Below are 26,412 nucleotides of genomic sequence, written 5' to 3' on the forward strand. Positions count from 1 at the left end.
GACGGGCGAGTTCTCTGTTCTCCTGCCGCCATTGCATGGAGAACACGGGGGAGTGTCTCGTCGGGTGATCTAGTGGCTCAATCGCTTTCCAGACGGCAACGCGGTACTCTTTCTCGAGCTCGAAGCACTCTCGCGCAGTTTGCTTTCGGTACTCCGGTGCGGCATCTGTCATCATCTCCTCGAAGCGCTGCTCGAGCGGGGCTCGCAACTTCTCGATGGCCTCATGTTTCTTGGCATAGTTGTTCTGCAGGTTTCGTGAGATGTGCTCGTTCTCGAGCCAGTAGTTGAGCGCCTCTTCCTGCTGGTCCTCACCGAACATCCCGGCACCTTCGGCATCCAGTGCGATCGGTTTGAACAGAGCGATGCACGGCGCCGATGCGCCAGTGACCCACGCGACGGGCCCTGACTTGTCAAGGTCGGCCACCATGCTGCCGACAGTCTGATCACCTACGAGACCGCCAAAATGCATGCACACCGAACCGACACTGCCTGCCGAGAGAGCATAGCCCGGGCCGTCATGCCGACGCAGCGCTGCTTTCATCGTTGCTGCAGTGGCCGGCGCGCCTGAACCGAGAGCGCTGAGACTGCTGGCACGACGCGCGCCTGCTCTGGAGAACTTGGTGAACAGAGGGTCCGAGAACGAGGCTGCAAAATCCATCCTGTCCTTGCCACGTCGCAGGTGCTTCTGCTCGGCGAAGGCCTCGGTACCTGGCGACAGCTCATCCCAGTCGGAGCCGATCGTCAGGAGGTTGGAGATCGCCCCGGTTCCGCTGACCTGCTTGCGAGCCCACTGTTTTCCGACCGTCTCCAGGATCCAGGCCTCAGTCGTATCAGCGACCAGGAAGCTGTTGTTGTAGAAGAACTGCTTGGTGAAGCCACAGTTGCCACCCTGGCCATATTGTTCCAGCAGCGTTATGATCATGTCTACAGCTGAGCGAGCACTGTCACAGCGTTCCAGAGCCAGCCTGAGCAAATCCATGCCGGTCAGTCCCGTTTTGCCGTATCCCCCACGGGTGAAGACCGCCTCATTGCCAATGGCGACACCATATTCGTTGACGCCTATCTCGGCACCCCACATCCAGAAAGGTCTGCAGAGCAGGACGGCGTTCGTTTCCCGCACCTGATCGACGTCGATGTAGGTTGTCTTGAGTCTCGGCTCTCGGTGAGTTCTGTGTGGCAAAACCGTCAGGAGTTGGGCCTCGTTCGGTTCGCGGTCGCTGTTTTTTGCCAGCATCGTATGGCCATTCAGTGTCATTGGATCAAGAGCTACAAGCGTATCACACATGTTGTGCCCCCAATGGGCACCAGCATCGGGATCTCGCTGTTCTGGTACCCGTGCCCGATAGAAGGATCAGACGGAACTCAATTCTTGAGAAAGGGATCCATTGCATCCCTGAGACCATCTCCGAGAAAGTTATAGGCGAGAACCGTCAGGAAGATAGCGGCGCCAGGAAAGAATGCCATCCATGGAGCGTTTCCTATGAATCGCTGACCGTCGTTAAGAATGGCTCCCCAACTTGGAGTGGGAGGTTGTACCCCGAGTCCGATGAACGAAAGTGATGCTTCGGTGAGGATGACTCCTGGAATAGACATGGATACGGTGACGATGATGGGGGCAAGACAATTGGGGAGTACATGACGCAGGATAATGCGCTGGTCACTCATACCGATGGCGCGTGCTGCCTCAATGTACTCCTTGGATCGTATGGAAAGCACCTGACCCCGGATCAGTCGAGCATCTCCTGCCCAGTCGACGAGAGCGAGAGCAATAAAGAGACTGAGAATTCCGCGTCCGATGGCGAAGATGATGGCAATAGCGAAGAGAAGGCTTGGAAATGCAAACATGATATCGGCCAGGCGCATGATCAGTAGGTCAATCCAGCCACCGAAGTAACCGGAGATGGCCCCGAGAAGGACACCGATGCCTACGCTCACGATGACGGGAAGAAAGGCAACTGCGATGGAGATACGGCTGCCGTAGATGATGCGGCTGAATAGATCGCGCCCGAACTGATCTGTGCCAAACAGATGATCACGGGAGGGAGACAGCAAGGCTTGGTCAAGGTTCTGGTCCCGATAGCTGTAGGGGGCAATAACGCCGGCAAAGATGGCAGTCAGAATCAGCACGACAATAATGGCAAGTCCTGCCATTGCCAGCCGGTGCTTTTTCAGACGATGCCAGATATCCGTGATCATCGATGTCTGATGGGTTTCTGCCTCGATTTCTGCGGCAAGAAGCTCTTCATCTTTTCCCTGAACCTCAGCGAGTGGCGCACCACCCGTTTCTGACTTGTTCTGTTTTGGGCTAATCATAACGGATCGTCGGATCAAGATACGCATAGAGGACGTCAACGAACAGATTGACGAGAACGAAGACAATGGCCACGAACATCACCCCTCCCTGAATCATCGGGTAGTCGAGATCAAGAGTGCTGTTGATGAGCAATTTTCCAACTCCTGGTATCTGAAAGACCGTTTCTGTTAAAGCAGCTCCGGTAAGCAACCCGCCGAATTGCATTCCGATCATAGTAACGATGGGGATGAGGGCATTCCGGAAGACATGTCGGGAAAAGACTATTCGCTCTGGTGCTCCTTTTGCACGTGCAGTCCGCACATAGTCCATGCGGATTACCTCGAGAATGGAAGAGCGTGTCATGCGCGCGATTGAGGCCGAATAGATAAGCCCCAGTGTGACTGAAGGCAGGACAAGATCACGAAGTCCTTCAAAACCAGAGACGTGAAACCACCCGAGTTTGACGGCGAACAGCAGTTGCAGGAGCATCGCTAGCCAGAAAACAGGCATTGAGACGCCGATAAATGCGAACAACATGCTCAAGGTATCCCAAACGGAATAGCGTCTCACAGCCGAAATAATGCCAGATGAAAGGCCGATCAGAAGCCCTATGATAAGCGCGCCGAACGTCAGTTTGATTGTTGCCGGCATGCGCTCGAGGATAAGTGACATTACCGAAGCCTTGAATTTGTACGAGTTCCCAAGGTTTCCACGCAGTATACCTTTCACGAATTCGAAATACTGGACGACGAGAGGTTTGTCCAGTCCAAGTTGATGTCGGAGTTTTGTAACGAGTACTTCATTTCCTGACAGCTTTCCCAGCAGTACTTTTGCTGGGTCGCCCGGAACAACATGCATCAAGATGAACGTTACCAGAGTTACTCCCCACAGCACCAGGATGAGCAGGAGCAACCGGCGAATGATATAGTTTCTCATGGTTTCTCCGTAGCACCACCCGGCTGGGTAATCCCAGCCGGGTGAATTTTCCTTGTCAGTGTGCCAGATAAACTGGGTAGTAGGCAACGACTCCGGAGGGGTGCAAATAGTAATTGCGCACCTTAGGATTCAAGATGACGGTGGTAATCGTATTCCAGAGCGGGAACTGCACGACGTCCTGGTAGATCAGTTTCTTCTCCAGGTCCTGGTACAGCGGAATGCGGTCGGACATACGCGTCAACTTTGCTGCCTTGTCGATGATTGCGTCATATTCGGGTTTTGCCCACCCCATGTCGGAGTCAGCTCCTGTGCGGAACAAGGGAGCCGTAAAATTGTCGGGATCAGCAAAATCGGCCCACCAGTTCCGATAGGCAATGTCGGTTTGACCGGCGCCCAGGAGCTGCCAGTATGTGGCGCTGTCGACCTTGGTCAGGTTTACCGTAATGCCAATCTGTTTGAGGGCTTCCTGGAATGCTAGATGCTCGTCCTCCATTCTCCCCGACCGCATGACCATCTCGAGTGAGAACCCATTGGCGTAACCAGCGTCTTTCATGAGTTGCTTTGCCTTGGCCAGGTCGTAGCTGAACCCCGGGAGGGTAGCGTTATATGCGGGTAGCCCTGGAGGGAAGATGCCTTTTGCAAGATAACCCTGCCCTTTCAGGATCTTGGCGAGGATCTGTTCGCGGTTGATTGCATAGCCAATCGCCTGACGGACGCGTATGTCCTGAAGCGGGCCCTTCCGTTTGATGTTGAAATCAATGCGGTAATAACTCATATCTGCGGTTTTGTAGACGTTGGTAGCATAGGTCTTGACCAGGTCGTCATATTGTGCAAGGGGTGGGTAAAGAACATCAAGCTCGCCCGTTTTGAATTTGAGGACNNTTGAAGTACTTGAGATTGGCTGCATACAAAATATGGCTGCCGCGCTGCCATTCCTTGACATAGAACGGACCGGATCCGACAGGATGAGCAAAGTAGTTATCTCCCAGCCGCGTCACAGCCTTCTCCGAAAGGATACCGAACGCCGGAATCGCAAGAATCTGGATGAACGGAGCGAAGGGTTGCTCAAGAGTAAAGGAAATCGTGTAATCGTCTAGAACCTTGATTCCAGAAACCGTCGAGGCTTTCCCGTCCGCTTTTGCCTGACCGCCGACAATCTTGACAGGAGTCAGATAGTAGTCGAGAACGCCGCTGGTATAAGCAGGGCCGTTGGGATCAAAACAGCGCTCAAACGTAAACTTGACATCGTTGGCGGTCAGCCTGGTTCCATCGTTGAAATAGATGTCGTTTCGGAGATGGAAGGTGATGGTTTTACCATCTGTTGACGTGTCCCACGATTTGGCCACATCGGGCATGATCGTGAAATCCTTGTATCCCACTGTCACAAGGTTGGAATAGATCTGACGACACGCATTGAACAGGAGCAATGATGTACCGGATTGTGGATCGAAGCCGTCTAGATCTCCGCCGTTGTAGTCATGCAGAATGCCGCCAATGACAACAGCTTCTTTCTTGAACGTGATACTTACCGTGCGGGTCGTTGCATTCCAGCCAACTGTGGCACCGATAGCTTCCGAGATGAAGCGTACCGGAACAACGGTTCGCCCCGTTTTCAGGATAACAGGAGCGGCTTCCAGAGTCTTGCTGACCCCATTGACTGTTGCCGCCGTGGAACCTATTTTCAAGGTGATATTATTCCCTTCAAGAACGTAACTTACAGTCTTATTCGTCGGATCGTAATCGACGAATGCGTCTAGTGCTTCGCCAATAAATCGGAAGGGGACCATCGTGCGTCCATTGATAATGACGGGAGGTTGGTCAAGCGTTTTTGGAACCAAGTTGACATAAGCCTTGGTACTACCGATCGTCATAGAAATAATTGCGTCCTGGTCTGCGGCAACGTTGACGGGAGCAGCCCAGATGCCAAGAACAAGTGCAATTGTGAGCACGAGCGATATTACTCTCTTTGCTTCCATGAATCGTACCTCCTCTCAGATATAAGAATTCTGGATTCCCTTTTCCGCACGATCTCGTTGGGATGGGTGCAACGATCTAAGGCCCTTTGTTCATCATTCCTCCTTCATGTTAAATGGTAGCAGCTTCCAACAGTCTTATCGATGCAGCGCCGGCGTCAAGACGTACGGCACAACCCAGCGGCAATGGAGTCATATCTTTTCCATGGCCACTGGGAAAATCAACAAGAACAGGCTTACCCAGGCCGGACAGATAATCGCGATAGAGTTCGGCGAGATGAAGAGATGGTTTGGATTCGTCAGAATTGTGGACGTTTACCATCTCTCCCATGACAATAGCTGTAGCATCTCGGAGAATTCCTGCAAGGGCTAGGTGGGCGAGCATGCGGTCAATATCATGCCATTCCTCATCTACATCCTCAAGAAACAGGATTCGTCCTGTGCAATCCAGCTGCCACGGCGTTCCGAGAAGCGCCTCGACAAGTGTCATACAGCCGCCGACCAGGACGCCTTCTGCGATGCCGGGTAGCATGGCGCGTACGTTATTGGATGCACGATCGTACATGAGCTCGCCGGCAAATGAAGGCTCCGTCAGCAATTGCCACATTGTTTGCTCAACAAGGGGGCGCATGTGATCATTGATGTCAATGGATACCATGGGTCCATAGAATGTTGCGAGCTGTGCCTCTTTCCAGAATGCAAGATGTAATGACGTAATGTCGCTGTACCCCATGAACGGTTTTGGGTTGGCACGGATGCACTGGTAATCCAGGAGAGGCAGAAGTCTCATTGCTCCGTATCCTCCACGTGAGCAGATGATTGCGTCGATATCGTCTCGGTCAAATATTTCGTTGATATCTGCGGCGCGCGCGATATCGGAGCCTGCCAGATATCCATATGCATCATGCACATGCGTTCCGACGACAGTCCGATACCCCCGACGTTCCAGGTAGGTTATACCGGCTTGAAGCTTCTCCTCATTATCAGGGCCGGCGGGGGCAACAATCCCGATTGTCGCATCGGGCCGGAGGGCACGTGGATGAACTGCCGTCATTTGCCGGCCCAGTGTCTGCTATCAATGTACAAGTCGGTCCAATGCTTGTCAGCAAGCTTGCTTATTTGCACAACTGGGCGTGTATGCGTGGTCGCATGGATGAATTTTCCAGCGCCAATGCATAGGCCGACATGAGTGACGTTCTTCGTAGCTGGATTACCGAAGAAAATGAGATCACCAGGCTGCATTTTTGCTTTCGAGACAAGAGCAAATTCCTTCATGCCTCGTTGAATCCCGGCATCACGCAGAATTGTGATACCATTCAGGCGATATACGAGTTGTGCCAGGCCTGAACAGTCGATCCCAAACGGTGAAACCCCACCCCATCGATAAGGCAACCCAAGCAACTTCTTTGCTGTTGCCCCAAAGCTAGAGCGTTTTCCTCGTGGAAACAGATGAGGGGCATTATCAATGATGACATCTCCCTGCTGAACCCACCCGATTTGCCCATCGGGAAGGCGTACGTGGAGCCATCCATCTTGTGTGACCGTGTCCGGTACCTCGAGTGTTATCCCGATCGTGACTGTTGTCGTAAGTGGTGAGTCCACTGATGGACCCTCATTGATGTTTGCAAAGAGATTGATGGTTGTGGCCACATGACCGTGGGATGCATATGGCTGATCCTGCTTTGTATAGAGTCGTGCCATTTCAGCGGGGATCCAACCCAGATAGGTGTCTGGCAGTTGAATATAGTACCAGCCCTTCTTGTTCAATGTCACAGTACATGTTGTACCGATGACTGCCTGACTGACAACCTCGGATTTGACATTCGCATCATGACACATGTTGGCAATGTTGGCAGTAATAACGCCTTTTCTTTGTAAGGTCATGGGTCCTCCTTAAATAGTGGATTTGTGGCAGCTGCGATACGTGAGTGAAACGTTACACCATCGGTGCCTGGCTGGCTAGCGCCGTCATGGTATAGAAAGCAAACCATGCTTGAAGATAATCAGCAGTGTCGAATGCCAGTGTTGTGCCATCCAGGCGCATGGAGCCGGGCATCATGGACGCTCGGTCAGCCTGTCCAGCCTGAAGATACTGTACTTCCAGCCGGTAGGGGGCTGACGGCAAGTAAGCGCAGGCTTCGGGGATTATCTTAACAGCTTCAGCTGCTGTTTTGCGGATAAGTTCACGTGCGTTTGCAACGGAGAGATGGCGGGCGCAGTAGGCAGATTGACCTTGCTTGACGACGGCCGTCTGGATCCATGGAAGGTACTCACGCGCCTCTTCTGCAACATGCTGATCGCCGCTTATCATGACGACGGGAACGCCAAAACAGCCTGCAATCATTGCATTAAGACCAGTTTCACCGTACACCTTACCATTGATCTTGAACTGCGAAACACAACCACTGAACGTATGCACGATGGTAGAATTCCATGTGCCGGCACGAGAGTGATATCCAATGAAAAAAACACCATCTATTCCAGTATCCACACCCTGCATCATAGACAGGGGCTTCGCTGAACCAGTGATGTACTCGATGCGAGGATCCAGTTTCTCTGGAAGCAGATTCGTCATGTCCCAGTGGGAATCGTTCACAAGAACAGAAGTGGCGCCAGCATCGAATGCGCCTTGCGCAGCCGCATTTACCTCCTCCGTGATCTGTTCTCGGGCAAACGCATAGAACGGGCCGGTGGGGGATGACTGTTTCTCCGTGACGATACCGTCCACTCCTTCCATGTCACACGAAATGTAGATGTTCATTGCAGAGCCTCCTCATTGGCAAAACGATTACGATACTCATCGTTGAGTTCCACTCCCAGACCAGGGCGATCAGAAACCGTCAGCTGGTCTCCTTGTATCTCGATGCCACCGGTTGCTGGCTGGAATGCAAGATCTACGCCTCCATCCAGATCGACATGCGTGACGACCGGTGATCCCAATGCTACGTGTGCTCCCGCCGCAATCCCGACCGGAGTTTCTGTCATGCACCCGATCATACAGGGGATACCTGCAGCTCGTGCGATAGCCAGAACGTCGAGTGCGTGGGAAATACCTCCAACCTTCTGCAGTTTGACGTTCAGCATGGAACACGCGTGAGAACCGACCAACGCCAGCGCATCCTCTGGTGTGTGGACGGCTTCATCGGCTGTTATCGGGATGGGGCTGCGGTCACTTACCCACCGCAGGGACTCTGTGTCTTCAGCAGGAACGGGTTGCTCGGCAAAATCGATTCCTGCTCCGGCCAGTGCTTGCAGCACACGCAGAGCTCCTTCGCGGTCATATCCCTGGTTTGCGTCGACATGCAGCGGGAACGTGGGCCCTACTGCTGCACGAACCGCATGGACGCGTTTGACATCAAGATCGGGATCCAACCCGAGCTTGAGCTTTATCTCGGCATACATGCCGCTTGCTTTGATGCTCATTGCTTCTGCCACTGTTTCAGCAAGATCTTTGATGCCTATTGTCATTTCATTTGGAATAGCTTGTCGATATCCTCCGATGAGATCGCGGATGGGGAGCCCTGCGCTCTTGCCGGCAAGATCCCACAGGGCGATGTCATAGGCAGCCAGTGCGGCCGCGGCAATGTGTCTCCAGGGTTCGAGTTTCTCGAGGATTGCCTCACGTGCGAGTGGGTTGGAACCCCGGACCAGGGGAGCCATAGCTCGGCAAGCTTGAGTTGTGCCCTCCAGTGTCTCATGGCAGACTTCGAAATTGGGAGCTGCTTCTCCCAGCCCGATAAGGCCGGCGTCGGTAACAAGTTGCAACAGAATTCCGTTGTAGACTGTTCGTGTCGCATATGCGACCTTGAGTTCTTTGACCCGGGGAATGCTCACTGAAAGACATTTTATGGCAACGATTCTCATACGTATTTCTCCTTTCCGCTTGTATAGGCAATTGCAGCGACTTTCCCAAGAATAATTGCTCCTTCGCCATTATTGGCCAGTTGTGTCGCCATAAGACAGAGGATGAGGGGATCCCTGGCACCATAGACAAGTCCGACATCGAGGACCGATCCGGGAAGCCCGCCAGTCTTGTGTTCAGCACGTATTCCTTCTGGCAAGAATAACATCATGATGTCCGCAAATTGCTGGTGGCCGAGAATTGTCTTCATTGTGGCGGACGCTTTCGAGCTGACCAATTCGTTGCAGGCAAGTAATTTGAAGAAACGCCCCATATCTGCTGGGGACGTCGTATTATCAATGTCTTGCTGAATTGATTCGGTATCCATCATAAAACGACGTAACCTTGTATTGGTCATCCCGATGTCCACTGCCAGCTGATTGACGGCATCTATTCCTGTGAGGTGGATGAGCACATTTGTAGCCTTATTGTCACTTGAGCAGATCATGAAATGAAGGAGATCCATAAGGTCAGGGCGATAATCGGAACTCAGGAACTCGAGGATGCCGCATCCACCTGTTGGTGCTGTCGGAAGGACAGGATGTTCGGTCAGGGCGTGAGTTCCTGCTTCGACCTGTCGAAGAAGTTCGGCCATGATGAGCACCTTGATGGTACTTGCCGACGGGAATATGCTCGAAGCCTGATACTCGAATAAAGGAACTGTCGGTGTTGCGGCATAGACGCCAAATTTTCCCTGAGCACCGTCGAGCAGCACGCGTACTTGTTCCTGCCAGTCTTGCATGCTTTCTCCTTGCATAACAATCTACCATCTACTACAACATCATTTCATCTCTCTTCCTGCCTATGCTATAGCGCGCTGGGTTTATTTGCAAGAGCTCTGTGCTCAGCTTCAAAAAGCGAACTTTACTTCGATATGCTTTTGAGCAGCACACAGCGAGCATTTACCTGTGCAGATGTCAATTGGTGTACAGCATGCGGAAATGCTGCCCATACTCAAGCACATTCATTACTGCATAACGCGAACACGTACAGACAGGACTCACTGTCTGTACGTGGGTGTTCCTCTGGGAGGCTGCCGGACGCCGAGGTGCGGTTCTTCTACGAGGGGTGACGAATGCTTCAGAGAGTCTGGTTGCGTATCCAGCGGTCGAGATGCTGCAAGAGGCTCTCCTGGTTTTCCATAGGCAGAAACAGCGATGGCGTCGGCAGGACAGTCCGGATACGATCTGCGTAGGCTGAGCTGAAACTCCGGTTGTCCAGCATGAAGACGCTGCGAAGCGTGTGAGGATCCATCTGGTGCAGTGTATATTGCAGCAGGGCAAGGGCATAGGGCAGATCGAACTGCCGGAAGGTATCACCCCGCTTCTCTTTGAGCGCTTGTTTGAGGCGTGTCACCGTTGGAAGGAACGAGTTGGGAAACTGCAACTTGGTGACAAACAGGAACTTTGCCGATATGATGTCGCCGAAGCTCAGGTAATCGAACGGGATGAGCAGAATGGCTTTGTTCTGGCCGGTAAACTGTTCCAGGAGCTGCGTACGTGTGTGCCCATTCTTGGGAAGCAGCAGGCTGTATTCGGCCAGTCCAGGTTCGCGTGCAAGAAACGACTGCATGCGGTGCAATGTCTCGAGAGAGTTCGAGGCGACCATCGCTTTTCCGGGAAAGCGTCTCATCGTTTCGGCAATGAGACGGGCGCCGTTCTTTTCAAATCCGGACTCGTTTGGCTTTGGCAGGTGCAGTGTCACAAACGTGGGGATGCGAGGGCCGTCCGGCTCACGGTCGACGACAACGGCGGGGGCCTCGGAACCTGTGAGGCCGAATGTCTCGGGCAGAAATCGCTCGTCACCGGCAGGACATACGCTCGTCCCGGCGAGGAGGAACTGGACGTGGGCGTTGCACGCTCGGATGCGTGAGGCAAGGACCGTCCTGGTACTCGCCAGCATGATCTCCTGACCCTGACGTTCCATCCATACGGCGTAGGCAGGGTTGTCTGCATTGTTCAGAACAGAAGCAAGGTCACGACACTGCGTCAGGTATGCCATTCGCATCGTAGCGGGCAGTGTCTCCCCTGCGTTCGCGAAGGCCTCCACCATTGCGTCTGCCGTGGATCTGAGCGCTGCGAACTCGCTGGCAGACCAGAGCGTTTCGCCGATTGCGATGCGCCCTCGGACCCCGGCGTTTTCCTGGTGGGTCACATGCACGTAGAGCTCCTCGAGGAGGGTTCCGGCGCGTGTAGCAAGGCTGGCCACAATAGCAAGACCTGGAACTTCGTCTCGTTCGCCTGCAACACCGGCGATAATGCGCAGCATGATCGAGGTGACCTGTACCTCAGGTACGTCGAGTACGTCACTCATGAGTTTCTCAGTTTCAGGTGAAGAGACCAGGACCGGTGTCGACTCGCCAAGTTCATGGAATACATGTGGTGCCTCGGCGAGGTCGGTTACATGGAGGTGGGCGACGCGCGCACGGGCCAGCGATTCCCGGACGGGACACACATCATGAAACGGACAGCTCGACTCGAGCTGGCAGTGAGCTGCGGATATGTGATTGACAAGGCGGGACTTCTTCAGGAACAACGGCATGCCCGGGATAAAGACTGAGCGTGTCTCCCATTCATAGACGATGAGAGCCGAGAGCTCAAAGCCGAATTCGCGACGCATGGTAGCACTGTGGGTCGCTCCATCGAGCAGCATGAGACAGACAAGGTTGTTGGGGCTCTCCTGCGATATCCAGAGCGGTCGCGCGTCTCCAGGTCGCGCGTCCTCCAGGAGTGGTTCGATGGCTGCAGGCGCGCGCAGCAGCACGGCGCCGGGGCGTGCGGATGCCTGGATATCCCCAAGGTATCGGGCTCGAAGTGACTGGGGTTCACATTGCAGGAGGACATCGCGGCCGGAAGTCAGCAACGCCATCTCTGGAGAGGCTGTGTCGCTGGCAACGCCTGGCTTCAGAGCCTTCAGGTGTGGCAGACGGGAAAGATCGAGGTCCGTCAAAACAGCTTCCAGGCCTGTCATCTTAGACGGCTGAACCGTCGCCCTGGTATCGCCAGTGTCCAGCAGCCCCAGGTCTGCCACGACCGGATAGAGAAGCTGGATTCGCTGCACGATGGCATCGGGGAGTGCAGACTGCGCGATCTTGTCCTTCAGTTTTCGGTAGAAACGAAACAACGAGAGACTGTCTCCGAGAGCCCTGTGAGCTTCCTCCTTCTTGATGTCGAGCGAGTCGACCAACGCAACAAGACTATGACTCTGCAGGTCTGGGAAAAAGATGCGTGCGAGCTCCAAGGTGTCAAACACTGGGTTCGCGAGCTGACCGTGCAGTGCTCTGCGCAGGAAACCTTCATCAAAGCTGGAGTTGTGCGCCAGCAATGGACTGCCACCCGCAAACTGCAGGAACTGGTCGACAACCTGATTTACGGGTTCTGCCGGTTCGAGGTCAAGAGGAGTTATCCCCGTGAGGGCAGAGATAAATTCGGGCAGACGCGCCCCTTCCTTCAGGCGACAGAACTGCTCAAATCGTTCAACCTCCTTGCCTCCGCGTACCTTGACGGCACCAATCTCGATGATTTGATCGGAAGCCTGATCGAGGCCTGTTGTTTCCAGATCGAAGAAAACGAGTTCCTGTTCGTTTTTCAAATGGTTCCTTTCTATTTGAAGTAGGCAATTGTCACCCCATCGCCACCCTCTTCGGGGCTCGAAAAGCTGAAGTGATCAATACTTGGCAGGGTCTTGAGGAATTCATGGATCTGCTTTCGCAGAATGCCCGAACCCTTGCCGTGGCAGATGTAGACGAATGAAAGGCCTGAGAGATAAGCCACGTCGATGTACTTGTCGAGTTTCTCGAGCGCCTCGTCGACACGGCTCCCATGCAGGTCGATCTTCATGGGAACGAACGGCAGCGTCGGTTCACGCGCTCCACTGTATTGCATGGCGCGGTTCTGATAGGAGTTGAGTTCGGGTTCGGTCAGCTTGCGCACTTGTGCTTCAGGCACCGTCGTGCGCATGGAACCCGACTGGAGAACAAGCTTGCGCTTCTCCTTCATGACATCGATGACGATGGCCTGTTTGTTGACCGAGGTAATGATGACCAGATCACCTGGCACGATTTCTTCGACGGGCGTGAATGGAGGCTTCTCTTCATACGGCTCCGCTTTCTGGACAAGCTCGTCGCGCGTCACTTCGACCTCCCGCTTGGCATCGCGGGCTGCCTGTGGCTGGTTCTTGAGGCTGTCCTGATATTGTCTCATCAAATCATCCATGCGCTTGCTGACTTCGTCGACGATGCGTTGAGCCTCAGCATGGGCTGCTTTGAGCTCCTGTTTCTCGTTTGCTTCAAGCAAAGCCAGTTTTCCCTCGTAATCGTCCCGCAGCTTCTCCAGTTCCTGCTGATTCACGTTCAGGCTGTCCTTGGTGTGGCTGATCTCCTGAGAATCAGTCACGATACGGCTCATCAACTCGGTGGTCGTTTTGTGCTCGTTGCTCAGCTCATCGTGGGCGAGGACAAGAACAGCTTCAGGGAGTCCGAGTCTCTCACAGATGGTGAACGCATGGCTTTCGCCCGGGGAGCCAAGGATGAGCTCGTAGGTCGGCCGAAGCGTTTCGACGTCGAATCCAACGGACGCGTTTCGTATCTGGTCGTAGCGGTACGCAAGAAGCTTTAGGCTGCTGTAGTGCGTGGTGATGACCGTCGAGACTCGTTTCTGGTACAGGAAGTCTACGATACCGGTTGCGATCGCAGAACCCTCCTCGGGATCCGTGCCAACGCCGAGTTCATCGAGCAGGACAAGTGAGTACCGGGTCGCCTGTCCCAGGATGCGGACGATGTTCGACATGTGCGCCGAGAACGTTGACAAACTCTGCTCGATGCTCTGTTCGTCGCCGATGTCGACAAAAACCTCGTCATAAAGACCAACGGTACATCCCTCGGAAGCGGGGATAAAGAGACCTGCTTTGCTTATGAGGACGGTAAGACCGAGAGTCTTCAGGGCAACGGTCTTGCCTCCCGTGTTTGGGCCGGTGATGACTACCATGAAATAGTCCTTGCCAATGGAGAAGGAGATCGGGACGCAGTCTGTAACGAATGGGTTGCGGACATTGCGCAGGTTGGTTTCCAGATTGGGGCTTACCGACGGCTTGACGCCATTCCACGATCGAGCCAGACGTCCCTTGGCCAGACTGAAGTCGAGGTGGCCCGCCACGTTCAGCGATTTCTCGACATCTGGAGCGGCCTTTGCGATGAGGTCTGTCAGGTAGAGGAGGATGCGCGATATCTCCTTCTTCTCGTCGGACTGCAGAATCTGCAGCCGATTGTTGAGGTCGATCACCCGTGTGGGCTCGACAAACAGGGTCATGCCACTGTCGGACTGGTCGTGGACAACCGACTGAATTGCATCCTTGAACTCTCGTTTCACCGGGATCACGTACCTGTCGTTCCGCATCGTAACGATGCGGTCTTGAACGGCACGGCCATAGGTTTCGCTCCCGAGGATATCCTGGAGCACCTTGTTGATGGTTTTCTGCAGCTCAATTTTCTCACGACGGATGGCGGCGATGTTGATCGATGCGTCGTCGAGGATATCTCCATCCTGGTTGACACATCGCTCTATCTCTTGTGCGAGAGACGAAAACGGCTTGACGTCCTGGGAGATGCTGAACAGCGAGGGATAGAGGTCCTTGATCGTCACGAACGCTTTTCGCACACGTGACAGCTCGTTCAGGACGACGCAAACCTTCCACACTTCGTGCCCAGCGAGCTGTAGACGGACCTTGGCTTTGTCCAGCTCGGCCCTCACGTCAAGGAGGTTGCTGAGGGTCAAATCACCGAACCGCTCCAGATATGAAGACGCTTCATCGGTCTCGGTCTGAGCTGCCCTGATGGCATCAATGCTATCGAGCGGAGCGAGTGCACGTGATTCTTCGGCACCCAGCGCCGACTCGGCCTGAGATGCCAAGGCCTCCTGGATACGGTCGAAACCGACCTTGCCGTATGTGTATGTGCGAATCGCCTGCTGAGTTTCTATACCCGGGTTCTTCGTAGTATGCCCCCTACACGAGTTGCGAGGGCGGCTTCGACGGAACTGACAAGGACATCGACCTCATCGCCCAATAGTGTTCGATCGGGTGAGGCAAACTCCATCGAGAAGCCCACGCTCTTCTTGCCTGTCGGTAGACTGTCCCCCTGGAAACTGTCAAACACCACAATTTTCTTGAGCAGAGGGCCGCCATGTTCAGTGAGGATCGCCTGCACTTGGCCGGCTGTCATGCTACTGTCCACCAGGACAGCGATGTCACGCCGGATTGATGGGAACCTGGAAAACTCCTTGAAACCGATAGCTGGAATGCTCTTTAGCAGGGCATCAACGGAAAACTCGGCGTAGAACGTGTCTCGTTCCAGACCCAGGAGAGCACCGACGTCGTGCCTGAGAATGCCGAGTGTACCCAGTGCCATGGTTTCCGAGGAAACCAGGACGCTTGCACCAGTCTCCAGGATTGCACTATCCGATGACACGACGTTACAGGACACATGCAGATCGCGAAGAACTGACTCGATGATGCCCTTCAGCACAAAGATGCTGGTGCTGGCGGCGGGCGTCGTCCAGTTCGCATCTTGCCACTTGCCTGTAAGAAGAATGCCAAGTCTCGTCTCCTCGTCGAACGACTGGTCGCGAACGCTGAACGTTTTGCCAATCTCGAACGAGGCGAAGCCCTCGCGGCCTCGCGACAGGTTTCGCACCGCGGCTCCTGCAAGGCCGACAGCCATTGTGGGGCGCAGAGCATCCCAGTCTACGGTGAGCGGGTTGAGCAGGAGTGGTGCCGGAGGCAGGCCCATCGCGGTTACCGTGCTCTCCCGCACAAAACTGACAGTGCATGATTCAACGAGCCCAATGCCGACGAGAATCTGACGCAGGCGCTTACAGAGGGCTTTGAGGGGAGACTCTGAACCGCGGCGCAGGACGAGGTTCGGCGTGTGCGAGGGGAACTCGTTATACCCCTCCATTCTGACGATCTCTTCGACATATTCCGGCCAGGATGTCAGGTCGCCACGGAACGATGGTGGTGTCACCGATAGAGTTGTTCCCGTGATCGACGATGTGATTCCTTCATAGCCGAAGAGTCGTTGCATGTCTGCAGCGTCGAGGTTGGAACCCAGGTAGCCATTCACCCGATCCAGATCGAGGCTCAGCGGTGGCTTCGCAGGAACAGGAATTCCAGCAGAAGCAACACACGAGACGTAAGAACCAAGACACTGCTCGCGGACGAGTGCCGATAGAACCGAAGGGACGGCGCTGACAGTGAGCCCTGGATCGGTGCCACGCTCGTAGAGATAAGCTGCATCTGACTTGATGCCGAGGTGCCTGCTTGCGTGTGCGACTGCTCTCGGATCGAAGTGTGCGATCTCGAAGACGATGCGGGTCGTCGCAGCCGTGACGCTGGATGTCAGTCCGCCCATGACGCCGGCGACGGCCACTGGAACGGCAGCATCTGCGATGACGAGCGTTCCTGGTTCGAGGGAGCGCACCACGCCGTCCAGTGTGACAATGGTCTCGCCGGGCAGAGATGTCCGCACAATGATACGATGCTCCTGAAGGCGGTCGTAGTCAAACGCATGAGTCGGCTGTCCGTATTGTTTCAGACAGAGATTGGTCATATCGACAATCCTGCTGACAGGGCGGACGCACAACTGGTAAAGCTGAGTCCGGAAAGCGTGACTCGATGGGCCAGAGGCAACATCCTGTACCAGGACACCGATGTAGGAACTGCACAGGGACTGGTCGTTGATTGTTACAGCCAGGTCTCCGTCGTTCCGGGCGTGTGGGAGGGTTGAGGGCAGCGGCAGTTTGATGTCGCCCATATCGAATGGTTGATCCGCATCTCTTGCCTTGAGCACTTCGATCCACCGGGCCAATCCGAGAACCGATAGGGCATCGCCCCGGTCAGGTGTGACGCTCACCTCGAAGGCGGTGTCTCCTATAGGCCAGGCTTCCTCGAAGAGGCTCCCGACAATCGCTCCCGACCCCAGATGCAGGATACCTTCCTTCTCTTCGGAGGACAGGAGGTCACCGTCGAGCCCCAGTTCCTTCCAGGAGCAGAGCATACCGAACGATTCTACGGTGCCGAACATGCGCGTTGCAATGTCCATGCCGTCGGCAGTCCTGCCACCTGGAATCACCACTGGGATGATGTCGCCCTCGCGGACGTTGGTGGCGGCCGTGCATACACTGGTCGTTCCGCGCGGACCGAGGTCGAGGTCTACGAGCTGAAGCCTGTGGTGTGTCGGGTGGAGTGCAGTATGCATGACCCGTGCAACGAAGACGTCTTTGAACGTGGCAGCGGTGCTCTCCGTCGATTCGATTTCAATGCCGACGTCGCCCAGTTTTGTGACCAGTTCCTCGGGGGTGTAGTCAAAATCAATCGCGGCGTGCAGCGCAGAAAGCTTGACTCTCATCCAGTCACCTCAGAACTGACCCAGGAAATCCAGGTCGTTGTCGTAGAACATGCGAATGTCACGAATGCCATATTTGATCATGGCTATCCGCTCGATACCCCACCCAAACGCAAATCCCTGGTAGATGCTGGTATCGTATCCGACCTCCTGCAGTACGTTCTGGTGGACCATGCCTGAGCCGCCCATCTCGATCCATCCGGAGTTCTTGCAGGTTGGGCAACCCTTGCCACCGCAGATGGGACAGGAGATTGCGGTCTCAGCGCCCGGCTCGACGAACGGGAAGAATGAAGGAAGGAGCTTGACGTTGGTGGATGAGCCGAATACTCCTCTCACGAATTCCTGGAGTACTCCCTTCAGGTCCGCGAATGTGATGCCCTTGTCGACGACGAGACCTTCGACTTGCGTGAACACGGGAGTGTGGCTTGCATCTATCGCGTCGCGGCGATAGCATCTGCCGGTGGCAATCATCCGTATAGGCGGATTTTCGCGTTTCATCGTCCGGACCTGAATAGGCGACGTGTGCGTACGCAGAAGCATGCCGGGCGCCAGGTAGAACGTGTCCTGCATGTCGCGTGCGGGGTGGTCCGCGGGGATGTTGAGCGCCTCAAAATTGTAATATTCCTGCTCGATCTCCGGGCCCTCTTCTATATCGAATCCCATGGAAAGGAAGACAGACTCGACCTCCTCCTCGACTTGCGTGAGGATATGTTTCTTGCCGGCAGGCATGAGCTGCCCCGGCAGAGAAAAGTCGATGTCATACCTGTGTGCCTTGGAAGACAGATCGGACAGTTTCTGCTCGATCGCTTGCGCTGCCCATTGCTTGAGTGCGTTGACTTGCTCACCGAACTGTCTGCGCTGGTCCTCGGCCACACCGGAGATCTGTTTGAGCAACGCCGTGACCGTGCCCTTCTTTCCCAGGTATTCGATCTGTGCATTTCGAACGTCCTGAGCATCGCGAGTGGCAGTCAACCGCGTCTCCAAGGCTGTACGAATTTCGTCTATCGTGCTTGGCATGTGCTGCTCCTCGTTCAGTGTCAATCAAGCAATTATCATACAAATTGTACGTTGATTCGCGCTGTTTACAAGCGTGTGTGCAGTTCACACGAGTCGCTTGGAGACAAGCGCGGGGGCGTTGCATCGGTCCAAGACGGGCTGGCTGGCGCCGCTGTTGCGACTCTCACGGGATTGCTGCTATACTTGCTCTTGGTAGAGGTCTGCGCATATTGCTGCAACGAGGAGATGTCATGGTTACAAAGTCCAGGGCAAGCGAACACATTGGCAAGAACCAGACCAGTATCAAGGCGGAGAATACCTCGAGTATCCTCCGAACCGTTCATGAGACAAACGACATTTCGCGGGCGGATCTGGTCAGACTTACAGGGCTCACCGCTCCGACGGTCTCACGCATCGTCTCCTTTCTTGTCGAGCGTGGTGTCGTCACCGAATCGCCGGGAGCGAGTGTGGGAGTAGGGCGCAAACCGGTCGTACTGCACTTCAACGGGAGGTCGCGCTATATTGTGGCCATCGATTTTTCATGGGCGCATGTCCGAACTGCACTTATGGACTTGGGTGGTGGCATTCTTGACCATACAGAGCGGACCATCGATCCCAAGAGCTCTATCAAGACGGAGTTCGAGAGAGTGCTGGAGACCGTGCAGGAACTGTTGAACCGTCACCGGGGTATCAAGGTTATCGGGGTGGGTTTCTCCGCGCCCGGCCTCATCAACTCTGAGGCGGGCGTCGTCATCAGTGTCCCGAACTTTCCTTCGATCCGCAACCTCCAGGCCCGGCAGCTGCTGCAGACGCGCTTCGGTTTTCCAACATTCGTTATCAATGATGCGAACGCTGAAGCCGTTGCCGAAAAGTTCTTTGGTCAAGGTCGTGATACGTCCGATTTTGTGCTAGTGCACCTTGGCTATGGTATCGGCGCCGGCATCATCGCCGGAGGGCGCTTGTACACGGGCAACTTCGGAGTCTCGGGCGAAATCGGCCATACGTCGGTTGACCGTCGCCACGGGAAATGGTGTGACTGTGGGAACCGCGGGTGTGTCGAATTATATGCCGGACTGCGCGGCATTCTCGAAGACGCTTCCGCTCAGGTGGGTCGGCAGCTGTCGTTTGCGGAGCTTCAGCAACTGGCTGCCGAGGGAGACGCCAAGGTGCTGGGGGTTCTGAAAGAGAAGGGAGAGCTCATTGGATATACCATGGTCAATCTGGTGAACCTCCTTGCTCCTCAGCGTATCATTGTGACGGGCCAGGTGGCGGCTCTGGGTGCCCCGATTCTGGAGCCCATGAAACGCATCATCGCCGAACGTTGCTTCTACCATGTCGCCGATCAGGTCTCTATCACGCTGTCCTCCTTGTCTGAAAACAGCACTCTTCTTGGGGCGATGACGGTCGTGCTGGACGATTTCCTCGAGAGCCCGTATGATTTTCTGACCGTTCGAGAGGAACGCCGTCACTGAGGGTCTTGCTCGACGGCTTGACAGGTCATGCTGTCATCCTACAATAACTTGAATATTAACGTCGCATACGAAATTGATTGAGAGGTTGGCGACATGGGCACATCAAGGGCGACGGTGCGCACCGTAGCAGGTGTGGACATAGGTGGGACCAAGGTTACGTTCATCCTCTGGTCGGGTGATGCCATTGCATACAGGGTGGTATTGCCATATGCTGCCCGGTCCAGTCGGGAGTTCTCAGAGCTCATCCTGCAAGGGATGGGTGACCTCTGTCGGCGGGCGGCAGATACAGGGGTTGCCATCATGGGTACGGGTATCGGGTGTGCCGGCATGGTCGACCAGAAGCATGGCGTGCTCCTGTTTCCTCCCAATATGCCTGGCGTGCGAGATGTGGCGCTTGCTGATATCGTCGGTGGGTTCACCGGTGCCCCGGCGTATCTGGAAAACGATGCCAACTGTGCGCTCTTCGCCGAGTGGGTCAGCGGGGTTGCCGTCGGTCGCCGCAATGTCGTGATGTTCTCTGTCGGGACTGGTGTTGGCGGAGCGTTCATTGTCGACGGGCACCTGTATGTTGGTCGCCACGGCTTTGCAGGCGAGATAGGGCACCTTCCCATGATCGACCGTGGCCTGCTGTGCGGCTGTGGCCGTCATGGCTGCCTCGAGACCACTGCTTCCGGAACCGGTATCGAGCGGTATGTCGAGAGCGCACTGGCTAAGGGGTCGAAGAGTCTCATGACGATGAAAGACGCAGCGTCAGCCCGGACAATCTCCGAGTTTGCTCATCATGGAGATCTACTGGCACAACAAGCCTTCAAGCGGGCGGCCCGCGACCTTGGCCGGGCGGCTGCGGCACTCATCAACACGCTCGACCCGGATATGGTCGTGCTGGGCGGCGGAGTTGCCGAGTCAGGGCTGCTCATGGACGAAATGAAGCGCGTTGCTCAGCGGCGTTCTCTGCCGCTCCTGTTTGAGGGCATCGAATTCTCGATGGCACACTATAGGAACGATGCTGCCGCCGTTGGTGCGGCTCTTCTCGCGGATCAGCTTCTCAAAGGGCAGACTGTCTACTCGACGTAAGCTCGTCTGATGCCTTGGGAGGCGTCTCTCCACGACCGTTTCTGTGGGTGGAGTCTTGCTCGATGCTGGTCAGTTGCCCCTGGCAAGACGTGAGCGAATGTCCGCGGCTTCCACCTCTGTGCCCGGTTTGGCCAGGAGAGCGAACATGTTGTGCTTGTACGCTTCTACGCCAGGCTGGTCGAAGGGGTTGATGCCAAGCATATAGCCTCCTACCGCACAGGCGACCTCGAAGAAGTACACAGCGGCACCGAAGCTACGTTCTGAGACATCGGGCACCGTCAGTTGAAGCACAGGGACGCCGCCATCGTGGTGAGCAAGAAGTGTTCCGATCCTGGCATCGTGGTTCATGGCAGACAGGCTTCGGCCGTTGAGATAGGCAAGCCCGTCTGGCGAGTCCTCATCACAGAGGAACGCGACGTCGGCGGGGGCGGGCACATCGACAACCGTCTCGAAGAGCGAACGAGTTCCTTCCTGGACATATTGCCCAAGTGAGTGAAGATCAGTTGTGAATTCGGCCGACGCAGGGAAGATCCCCTTGCCGTTCTTGCCCTCGCTCTCGCCGAACAGTTGCTTCCACCATTCGCCGACGAAGTGCAGACAAGGCTCGAAACTCGTAAGCAGTTCGATGTTCTTCCCACTCGTGTTCAGAAGACGTCGGGCGACGGCGTAGTGAAGAGCGTCATTGGTTGCAGCAGGCGAACCAAGGCTGTCAGTGCGCTGTTCTGCGGCGCCTTGCAGCATCGCACGGATATTCAGGCCAGCGATCGCAAACGGAAGGAGGCCGACCGGAGTGAGTACCGAATAGCGTCCCCCGACGTCGCGAGGCAGATCGAATGTGACCAGGCCCTCGTCCCTGGCAAGATCGTGCAGGGTTCCATGCTCCGAGTCCGTTATGGCCACGATGCGGGTGCGTGCCTTTTCTGTGCCGAACCGTCGAACCAGCTCTGTTTTCAGGATGTGGAAGGCAACCGCAGTCTCAAGCGTCGTGCCGGATTTCGAGATGACCACGACGGAGAAGCGGTGGCCCGCAAGCCTGTCCAGCAGCTTTCGGAGTTGCCATGAACTGAGGCTGTTGCCAGCGAAGAGGATGTCGGGCAAGCCGTTGGTCGCCGAATGGGACGGCACGCCGGCAAGGAATTCCAGGCCCGCTCGAGCCCCCAGATAGGAACCTCCGATACCACAGACGACGACAGTGTCCGATTGTTCACGGAATCCGGCAGCGACATCCTCGATTCTGGCCAGGAGACTGTCAGGAGCGTCGATGGGTAGAGTAAGCCATCCGCTGTATTCAGAGCCGGCGCCCTTCCTGTCGACGAGGAGCTGAAGTTGTAGTGCTGCCTCTCTCATCCCTCCGTCGATCTCCTCGGCATTGAAGTGATCAAGAGCCCATGTGTCATCCAGTCGCATCAGTCCACTCATCCCGACACCTCCACGTATCCCAAGCATTGTAGGAGTCTGCGAAAGCGCTGCAACAGCACGGAGCTCATGGTGTCTGTGCCGTTCGTCTACGTGTCCAGTGTTCTCAGTAGCAAGATGGCTGTCGACAGATGCCGACAGCCATCTTCAAGAGCCTGGTTGGAGGGGACGTACTACGATTCCTTTCCCCCGCGCAGAGAGCGTCTCGCTCGTTCCCGTTCCTTGAGTCGTTTCCAGGCATACAGGGCAAGGGCGAGCGCTATGACGCCATATGATACGAAGACACGGAAGTACTCTCCGATCATTGCTGATCCCATGAGATTCTTTCCTGCCATCGGAGATACAAGGAACATCAGATGAAAGAGAACAACTCCGATGAACACATTGGGGATGGAGGCGCTGACGACGCTTGCTCCACCAATAAGCAATGCTGCGGCAGCGAAGGTGGCTGTCTGATCGGCACCGTTGTACGTGTTCAACGTTCCGATATTCTGAAGGTAGACGATCTGGCCGTAGCAGGCGAGAACCGTAGAGAGAATGATAGCAAGAATACGAGTGCGTTCCACCTTGATACCCGAATCTTCGGAGACACCCATGTCCTGACCGACTGCTCGCATGTCATGCCCTAGCTTTGTCTTGCCGAACCACCAGATGAATAGGCAAAGCAAACCGATCATCACATATGTCGCAACTGGGATCGAGATGCCGGCGATTTTCAGCGGGATGAGGTTGTCGAGGCTCAATCGCATAGTCAGCAGGCTGAGAGCGTTGCGAATGCCGTATCCTCGCGACAGGACGAGGACAGGATTGTGAATGGGAATGAGCTTGCCCATGAAGTAGAGCACGATGAGCTGGTAGATACCGCTGATGAAGAACCCGAGCATCATCGACGTCACCATCTCGCGCCCTTTGGCCTTGTTGAGAACAACGCCGGAGAACCACCCGAGGAGCACTGCCATGGGTGTTGCAACTGCCATGGCCAAGAATAGCCCGCCTATTCCTGGGACTCCCCAATTGAGAACCAGAATGATTGCGATCTGTCCCGACATGGCCCCGAGGACCATGCCAAAGTTGATTCCCATGCCTGCCATGATTGGCAAGAGCAGGGAAAGAACGAGGAAGGAATCGCGGCCGACCCTTATGAACAGCTCTTGAATAAGGTAGGGGCCGGAGAAGCCTGAGATCGGGATCGCAAATGCTATGAAGATGATGAAGATAATGGGAACGGCATTGTTGATGAAGAAGCGGGATAGGCCATCTTTGAGTCCATATTTCCTTGTCATGGTATCACCTGGATTTCCGGGTCGCTCGAGTGAGTGCGTAGACGATCATTCCATTGGAAACGATGAGTCGCACAACTTCTGCCGCATCTGTGTGAATAGCAGCGTTGATAACAGAAGGGGTCATAGTAAGAATACCTTGAAACAAGATTGTTCCGATGACCACATTGGTAATGTTGGCCTTATTGACGCTGGCACCGCCGATGAGAACGGCGGCGACTGCGGGGAGTGCCATGAAGAAGGGGCCGTTGTACAACGAAATAAACCCATAGCTCTGTTCATACAGGAGAATGCCGATGGCTCCATAAACAGTCGATAAGATAACAGAAGTGGTTCTCATCCTGTCGACACTGATTCCGCTGGCACGGGCATAGTCTGGATTCGAACCGACAGCTGTCATGGCTGTTCCAGTCTTGGTGTGAAAGAATGCCCACATGAGCCATGCCATGAGTGCGAAAAACAAGATCGTGCCAGTCGGAATCATGAAGTTTGGACCGATGCGGATGGCGAGGAAGTTGTCCAATATCTTGCTCCAGAACCCATCGACAGAAATGGTGGTTCTGAGGCCTTGGCCGCTGTAGCCCCAGATCATCGTCGGACTGTGATAGGGCAGGACCATCCACATGATGCTCATGAAGGAGACAGAGGAGAAACCAACGTATGTGGCGATCATCATCTCGTCGCCCTTGACGTGGTTCAGCAGAACGCCATACCCCCAGCCAAACAGACACGCAAGCGGAATGGCCATCCCGATAGCGCCGGCGAAACCCGCAACCCCAGTGAGCCCCAGTTCAATGCTCATAGTGGCTCCCAGCAGTCCGGCTATAATGCCGAGTGGCAAACCAAAGTTGAGTCCGCAGCCTGCTTGCACCATCGGAATCATCGCGAGTACCATCACGCCGTTCATCCCAAAACGAATGATCGTGTCCATCAGCGATGCGTCGATTCGAACACCGACTGAAGGAGCAACCACGAACAGTGAGAGTAGCACCAGGCCTATGATGATCCGAGGCCAACCTGCCCGGTCGATGAATTGCCGCAACCTAAGCATGACTCACCACCTTGTCATCTGCGTTCTTGAGTTTGCCGATCATGAGCATACCAAATTCCTTTGCTGTGGCGGCAGGGGGCAGAATGCCTGCGACGCGACCTTCGTCAACAATTGCGATCCGATCGCATATGGAACGCAACTCCTCGAGCTCAGACGATACCATGACGATGGTTGTCCCATTTTCACTATTGTAGCGTCGCAACGCCTTCAGAACCAGCGCTTTTGCGCCGACGTCAATACCACGTGTCGGTTCTGAGACAAAGAGCAGATTTGGTTCTACAGCAAAAGCCTTGGCAAGACAGACTTTCTGTTGATTGCCGCCAGAGAGTTCTTGAGCAGGCTGTTCAACGCCGGTGCACTTGATCTCCAGGGCCTCGATATATTCCCGGGTGACCTTCCGGATGGCCCGGTCATCTCTCCATTTGATGAGTCCGCCCAGGAGCGGTCGGAGAAACTTGTTCTGCACTTGCATCGCAGTGAACGCGATATTCCAGTCCAGAGGCTCTTCCATAAGCAGGCCAACGCCGCGCCTGTCTTCCGACACGAATGCCATGCCGGCTGCCAGGGCGGCTGCCGGATCGTCCAGGTGGATTGGCTTCCCATGCAGGATGACTGTTCCTCCCGCGGGGCAAAGTCCCATAATGCCATTTGGAATACCAAGTTTTCCTTGCCCAGCGAGTCCTCCGATGCCAAAGATCTCTCCTTTGTGAACCTCAAAACTGACGTCTCGGACTGTCTCTCCAGGCATGTCGACCCACAGATGCTCGACGGCCAGGACCGTTTCTTGTTGTGTGTCATACGTTGCAGTGGTACTTGCCTTCGTATCCACACTACGACCCACCATGAGTTCCGCGACCTGACCGATGTCGGTGTCGTGGGTGGCTATCTCTTTCACGACTTGTCCGTCCCGCAGAATAACGATCCTGTCGCAGATGTCGAGGATCTCCTGAAGGCGGTGTGTTATGAAGATAATGGCAATTCCAGTGGCGGCCAGTCTGCGGAGCGAAGTCAGAAGAACCTCCGCCTCGGACTCCGTCAGGACTGCCGTCGGCTCATCGAGCACGAGCACTTTCATCTCGGGACGATGGATCTCGCGTGCGAGTTCAGTGAACTGCCTGTGACCGACCGGCATCTCGGCGACCAGCGTGTCTGGGCTGATTTCGACGCCCAACAGCTCGATGGACTTTGCCGCGATGGCGCGCATTTCGGGAAGGTCCAATGTCTTCAAGCGGGGCCCAAAAAGCTTCGTCACGATGTTGTCATGCAGGATTTCACCGTTAAGAAGGATATTTTCGGTGGCGGTGAACCCTGGGATCAGCGAGAACTCCTGGTGAACCATGCCAATGCCTGCTTTGAGGGCGTCGAATGGGTTCTGAAAATTGACTTCCTTGCCATCGATGTAGACCTTGCCGGCATAGCCTCCGGTCTGGGTAATGACGCTCATCCCGAACAGGATATTCATCAAGGTCGACTTGCCGGCACCATTCTCTCCGACAAGGCCAAGGACCTCGCCGCGGTTCAAGTCGAGGGAGACATCGGTCAGGACCCGGTTTCCAAAGTATTCTTTGGTGATGCCCTGCATTTTCAGCAAAGGTTGTTGTTGAGTCACGCGACCACCTCCC

General features: G+C 55.1%; 18 protein-coding genes and 1 pseudogene. 2 read left to right on the forward strand and 17 right to left on the reverse strand.

Annotation, left to right across the window (positions count from 1 at the left end):
• The 13 genes and pseudogenes from SMC3_RS00150 to pheS all read right to left on the reverse strand — a co-directional run.
• Nucleotides 1-1,285: C69 family dipeptidase (locus tag SMC3_RS00150; RefSeq protein WP_119089691.1), on the reverse strand; the 1,285-nt coding region annotated here is incomplete at its 3' end.
• 77 nt (nt 1,286-1,362) lie between these two features.
• Nucleotides 1,363-2,196, reverse strand: coding sequence for an ABC transporter permease (locus SMC3_RS00155; protein ID WP_119086739.1), 834 nt, complete (start codon nt 2,194-2,196; stop codon nt 1,363-1,365).
• 109 nt (nt 2,197-2,305) lie between these two features.
• A complete protein-coding gene (locus tag SMC3_RS00160) occupies nt 2,306-3,229 on the reverse strand; it encodes an ABC transporter permease (protein WP_119086722.1) in 924 nt (307 codons plus the stop codon).
• A gap of 55 nt (nt 3,230-3,284) precedes the next feature.
• Nucleotides 3,285-5,205, reverse strand: a pseudogene (locus SMC3_RS09660) (ABC transporter substrate-binding protein).
• Nucleotides 5,206-5,314: 109 nt separating this feature from the next.
• Nucleotides 5,315-6,256, reverse strand: coding sequence for a S66 peptidase family protein (locus SMC3_RS00175; protein WP_119086724.1), 942 nt, complete (start codon nt 6,254-6,256; stop codon nt 5,315-5,317).
• On the reverse strand, nt 6,253-7,086 hold the full coding sequence (locus SMC3_RS00180; RefSeq protein ID WP_119086725.1) for an NlpC/P60 family protein: 834 nt from the start codon (nt 7,084-7,086) through the stop codon (nt 6,253-6,255). The genes SMC3_RS00175 and SMC3_RS00180 overlap by 4 nt, the downstream gene beginning before the upstream one ends.
• 52 nt (nt 7,087-7,138) lie before the next feature.
• Nucleotides 7,139-7,963 (reverse strand): M55 family metallopeptidase, encoded by an 825-nt coding sequence (locus tag SMC3_RS00185; protein WP_119086726.1) that lies wholly within the window; start codon nt 7,961-7,963, stop codon nt 7,139-7,141.
• Nucleotides 7,960-9,066, reverse strand: a complete 1,107-nt coding sequence (locus SMC3_RS00190; protein ID WP_119086727.1) for a mandelate racemase/muconate lactonizing enzyme family protein — start codon at nt 9,064-9,066, stop codon at nt 7,960-7,962. Before SMC3_RS00190 ends, SMC3_RS00185 begins: the two co-directional genes overlap by 4 nt.
• Nucleotides 9,063-9,860 (reverse strand): serine hydrolase, encoded by a 798-nt coding sequence (locus tag SMC3_RS00195; RefSeq protein WP_119086728.1) that lies wholly within the window; start codon nt 9,858-9,860, stop codon nt 9,063-9,065. Before SMC3_RS00195 ends, SMC3_RS00190 begins: the two co-directional genes overlap by 4 nt.
• Nucleotides 9,861-10,183: 323 nt before the next feature.
• Nucleotides 10,184-12,694 (reverse strand): exonuclease domain-containing protein, encoded by a 2,511-nt coding sequence (locus SMC3_RS00200; protein ID WP_119124170.1) that lies wholly within the window; start codon nt 12,692-12,694, stop codon nt 10,184-10,186.
• An 11-nt stretch (nt 12,695-12,705) separates the two neighbouring features.
• The gene (locus SMC3_RS00205; protein WP_119086730.1) at nt 12,706-15,078 is read right to left on the reverse strand and encodes an endonuclease MutS2; all 2,373 of its coding nucleotides are present in this window, start codon (nt 15,076-15,078) and stop codon (nt 12,706-12,708) included.
• The gene (gene pheT, locus SMC3_RS00210; RefSeq protein WP_119089694.1) at nt 15,075-17,504 is read right to left on the reverse strand and encodes a phenylalanine--tRNA ligase subunit beta; all 2,430 of its coding nucleotides are present in this window, start codon (nt 17,502-17,504) and stop codon (nt 15,075-15,077) included. The genes SMC3_RS00205 and pheT overlap by 4 nt, the downstream gene beginning before the upstream one ends.
• Nucleotides 17,505-17,513: 9 nt before the next feature.
• Complete coding sequence (gene pheS, locus SMC3_RS00215; protein WP_119089695.1) at nt 17,514-18,518, reverse strand: phenylalanine--tRNA ligase subunit alpha; 1,005 nt, start codon at nt 18,516-18,518, stop codon at nt 17,514-17,516.
• 230 nt (nt 18,519-18,748) lie between these two features.
• Here pheS and SMC3_RS00220 point away from each other — a divergent pair, with 230 nt between their 5' ends.
• Nucleotides 18,749-19,969 carry an ROK family transcriptional regulator gene (locus tag SMC3_RS00220; protein ID WP_119086733.1) on the forward strand — a complete coding sequence of 407 codons (1,221 nt, stop codon included), beginning with the start codon at nt 18,749-18,751 and terminating at the stop codon, nt 19,967-19,969.
• 93 nt (nt 19,970-20,062) lie between these two features.
• Nucleotides 20,063-21,043 (forward strand): ROK family protein, encoded by a 981-nt coding sequence (locus SMC3_RS00225; RefSeq protein ID WP_119089696.1) that lies wholly within the window; start codon nt 20,063-20,065, stop codon nt 21,041-21,043.
• Nucleotides 21,044-21,112: 69 nt separating this feature from the next.
• Here the strand turns inward: SMC3_RS00225 and SMC3_RS00230 are convergent, their stop codons facing one another.
• From SMC3_RS00230 to SMC3_RS00245, 4 genes are all read right to left on the reverse strand, one after another.
• On the reverse strand, nt 21,113-22,462 hold the full coding sequence (locus SMC3_RS00230) for a glucose-6-phosphate isomerase (RefSeq protein WP_119089697.1): 1,350 nt from the start codon (nt 22,460-22,462) through the stop codon (nt 21,113-21,115).
• Nucleotides 22,463-22,632: 170 nt separating this feature from the next.
• On the reverse strand, nt 22,633-23,742 hold the full coding sequence (locus SMC3_RS00235; protein WP_119086736.1) for an ABC transporter permease subunit: 1,110 nt from the start codon (nt 23,740-23,742) through the stop codon (nt 22,633-22,635).
• A gap of 4 nt (nt 23,743-23,746) precedes the next feature.
• The gene (locus SMC3_RS00240) at nt 23,747-24,790 is read right to left on the reverse strand and encodes an ABC transporter permease subunit (RefSeq protein WP_119086737.1); all 1,044 of its coding nucleotides are present in this window, start codon (nt 24,788-24,790) and stop codon (nt 23,747-23,749) included.
• A complete protein-coding gene (locus SMC3_RS00245; protein WP_119086738.1) occupies nt 24,783-26,399 on the reverse strand; it encodes a sugar ABC transporter ATP-binding protein in 1,617 nt (538 codons plus the stop codon). The genes SMC3_RS00240 and SMC3_RS00245 overlap by 8 nt, the downstream gene beginning before the upstream one ends.
• Nucleotides 26,400-26,412 lie beyond the last annotated feature (13 nt).

This window comes from Candidatus Cryosericum hinesii, from assembly GCF_003570985.1.
GTDB classification, from domain to species: Bacteria; Caldisericota; Caldisericia; order Cryosericales; family Cryosericaceae; genus Cryosericum; species Cryosericum hinesii.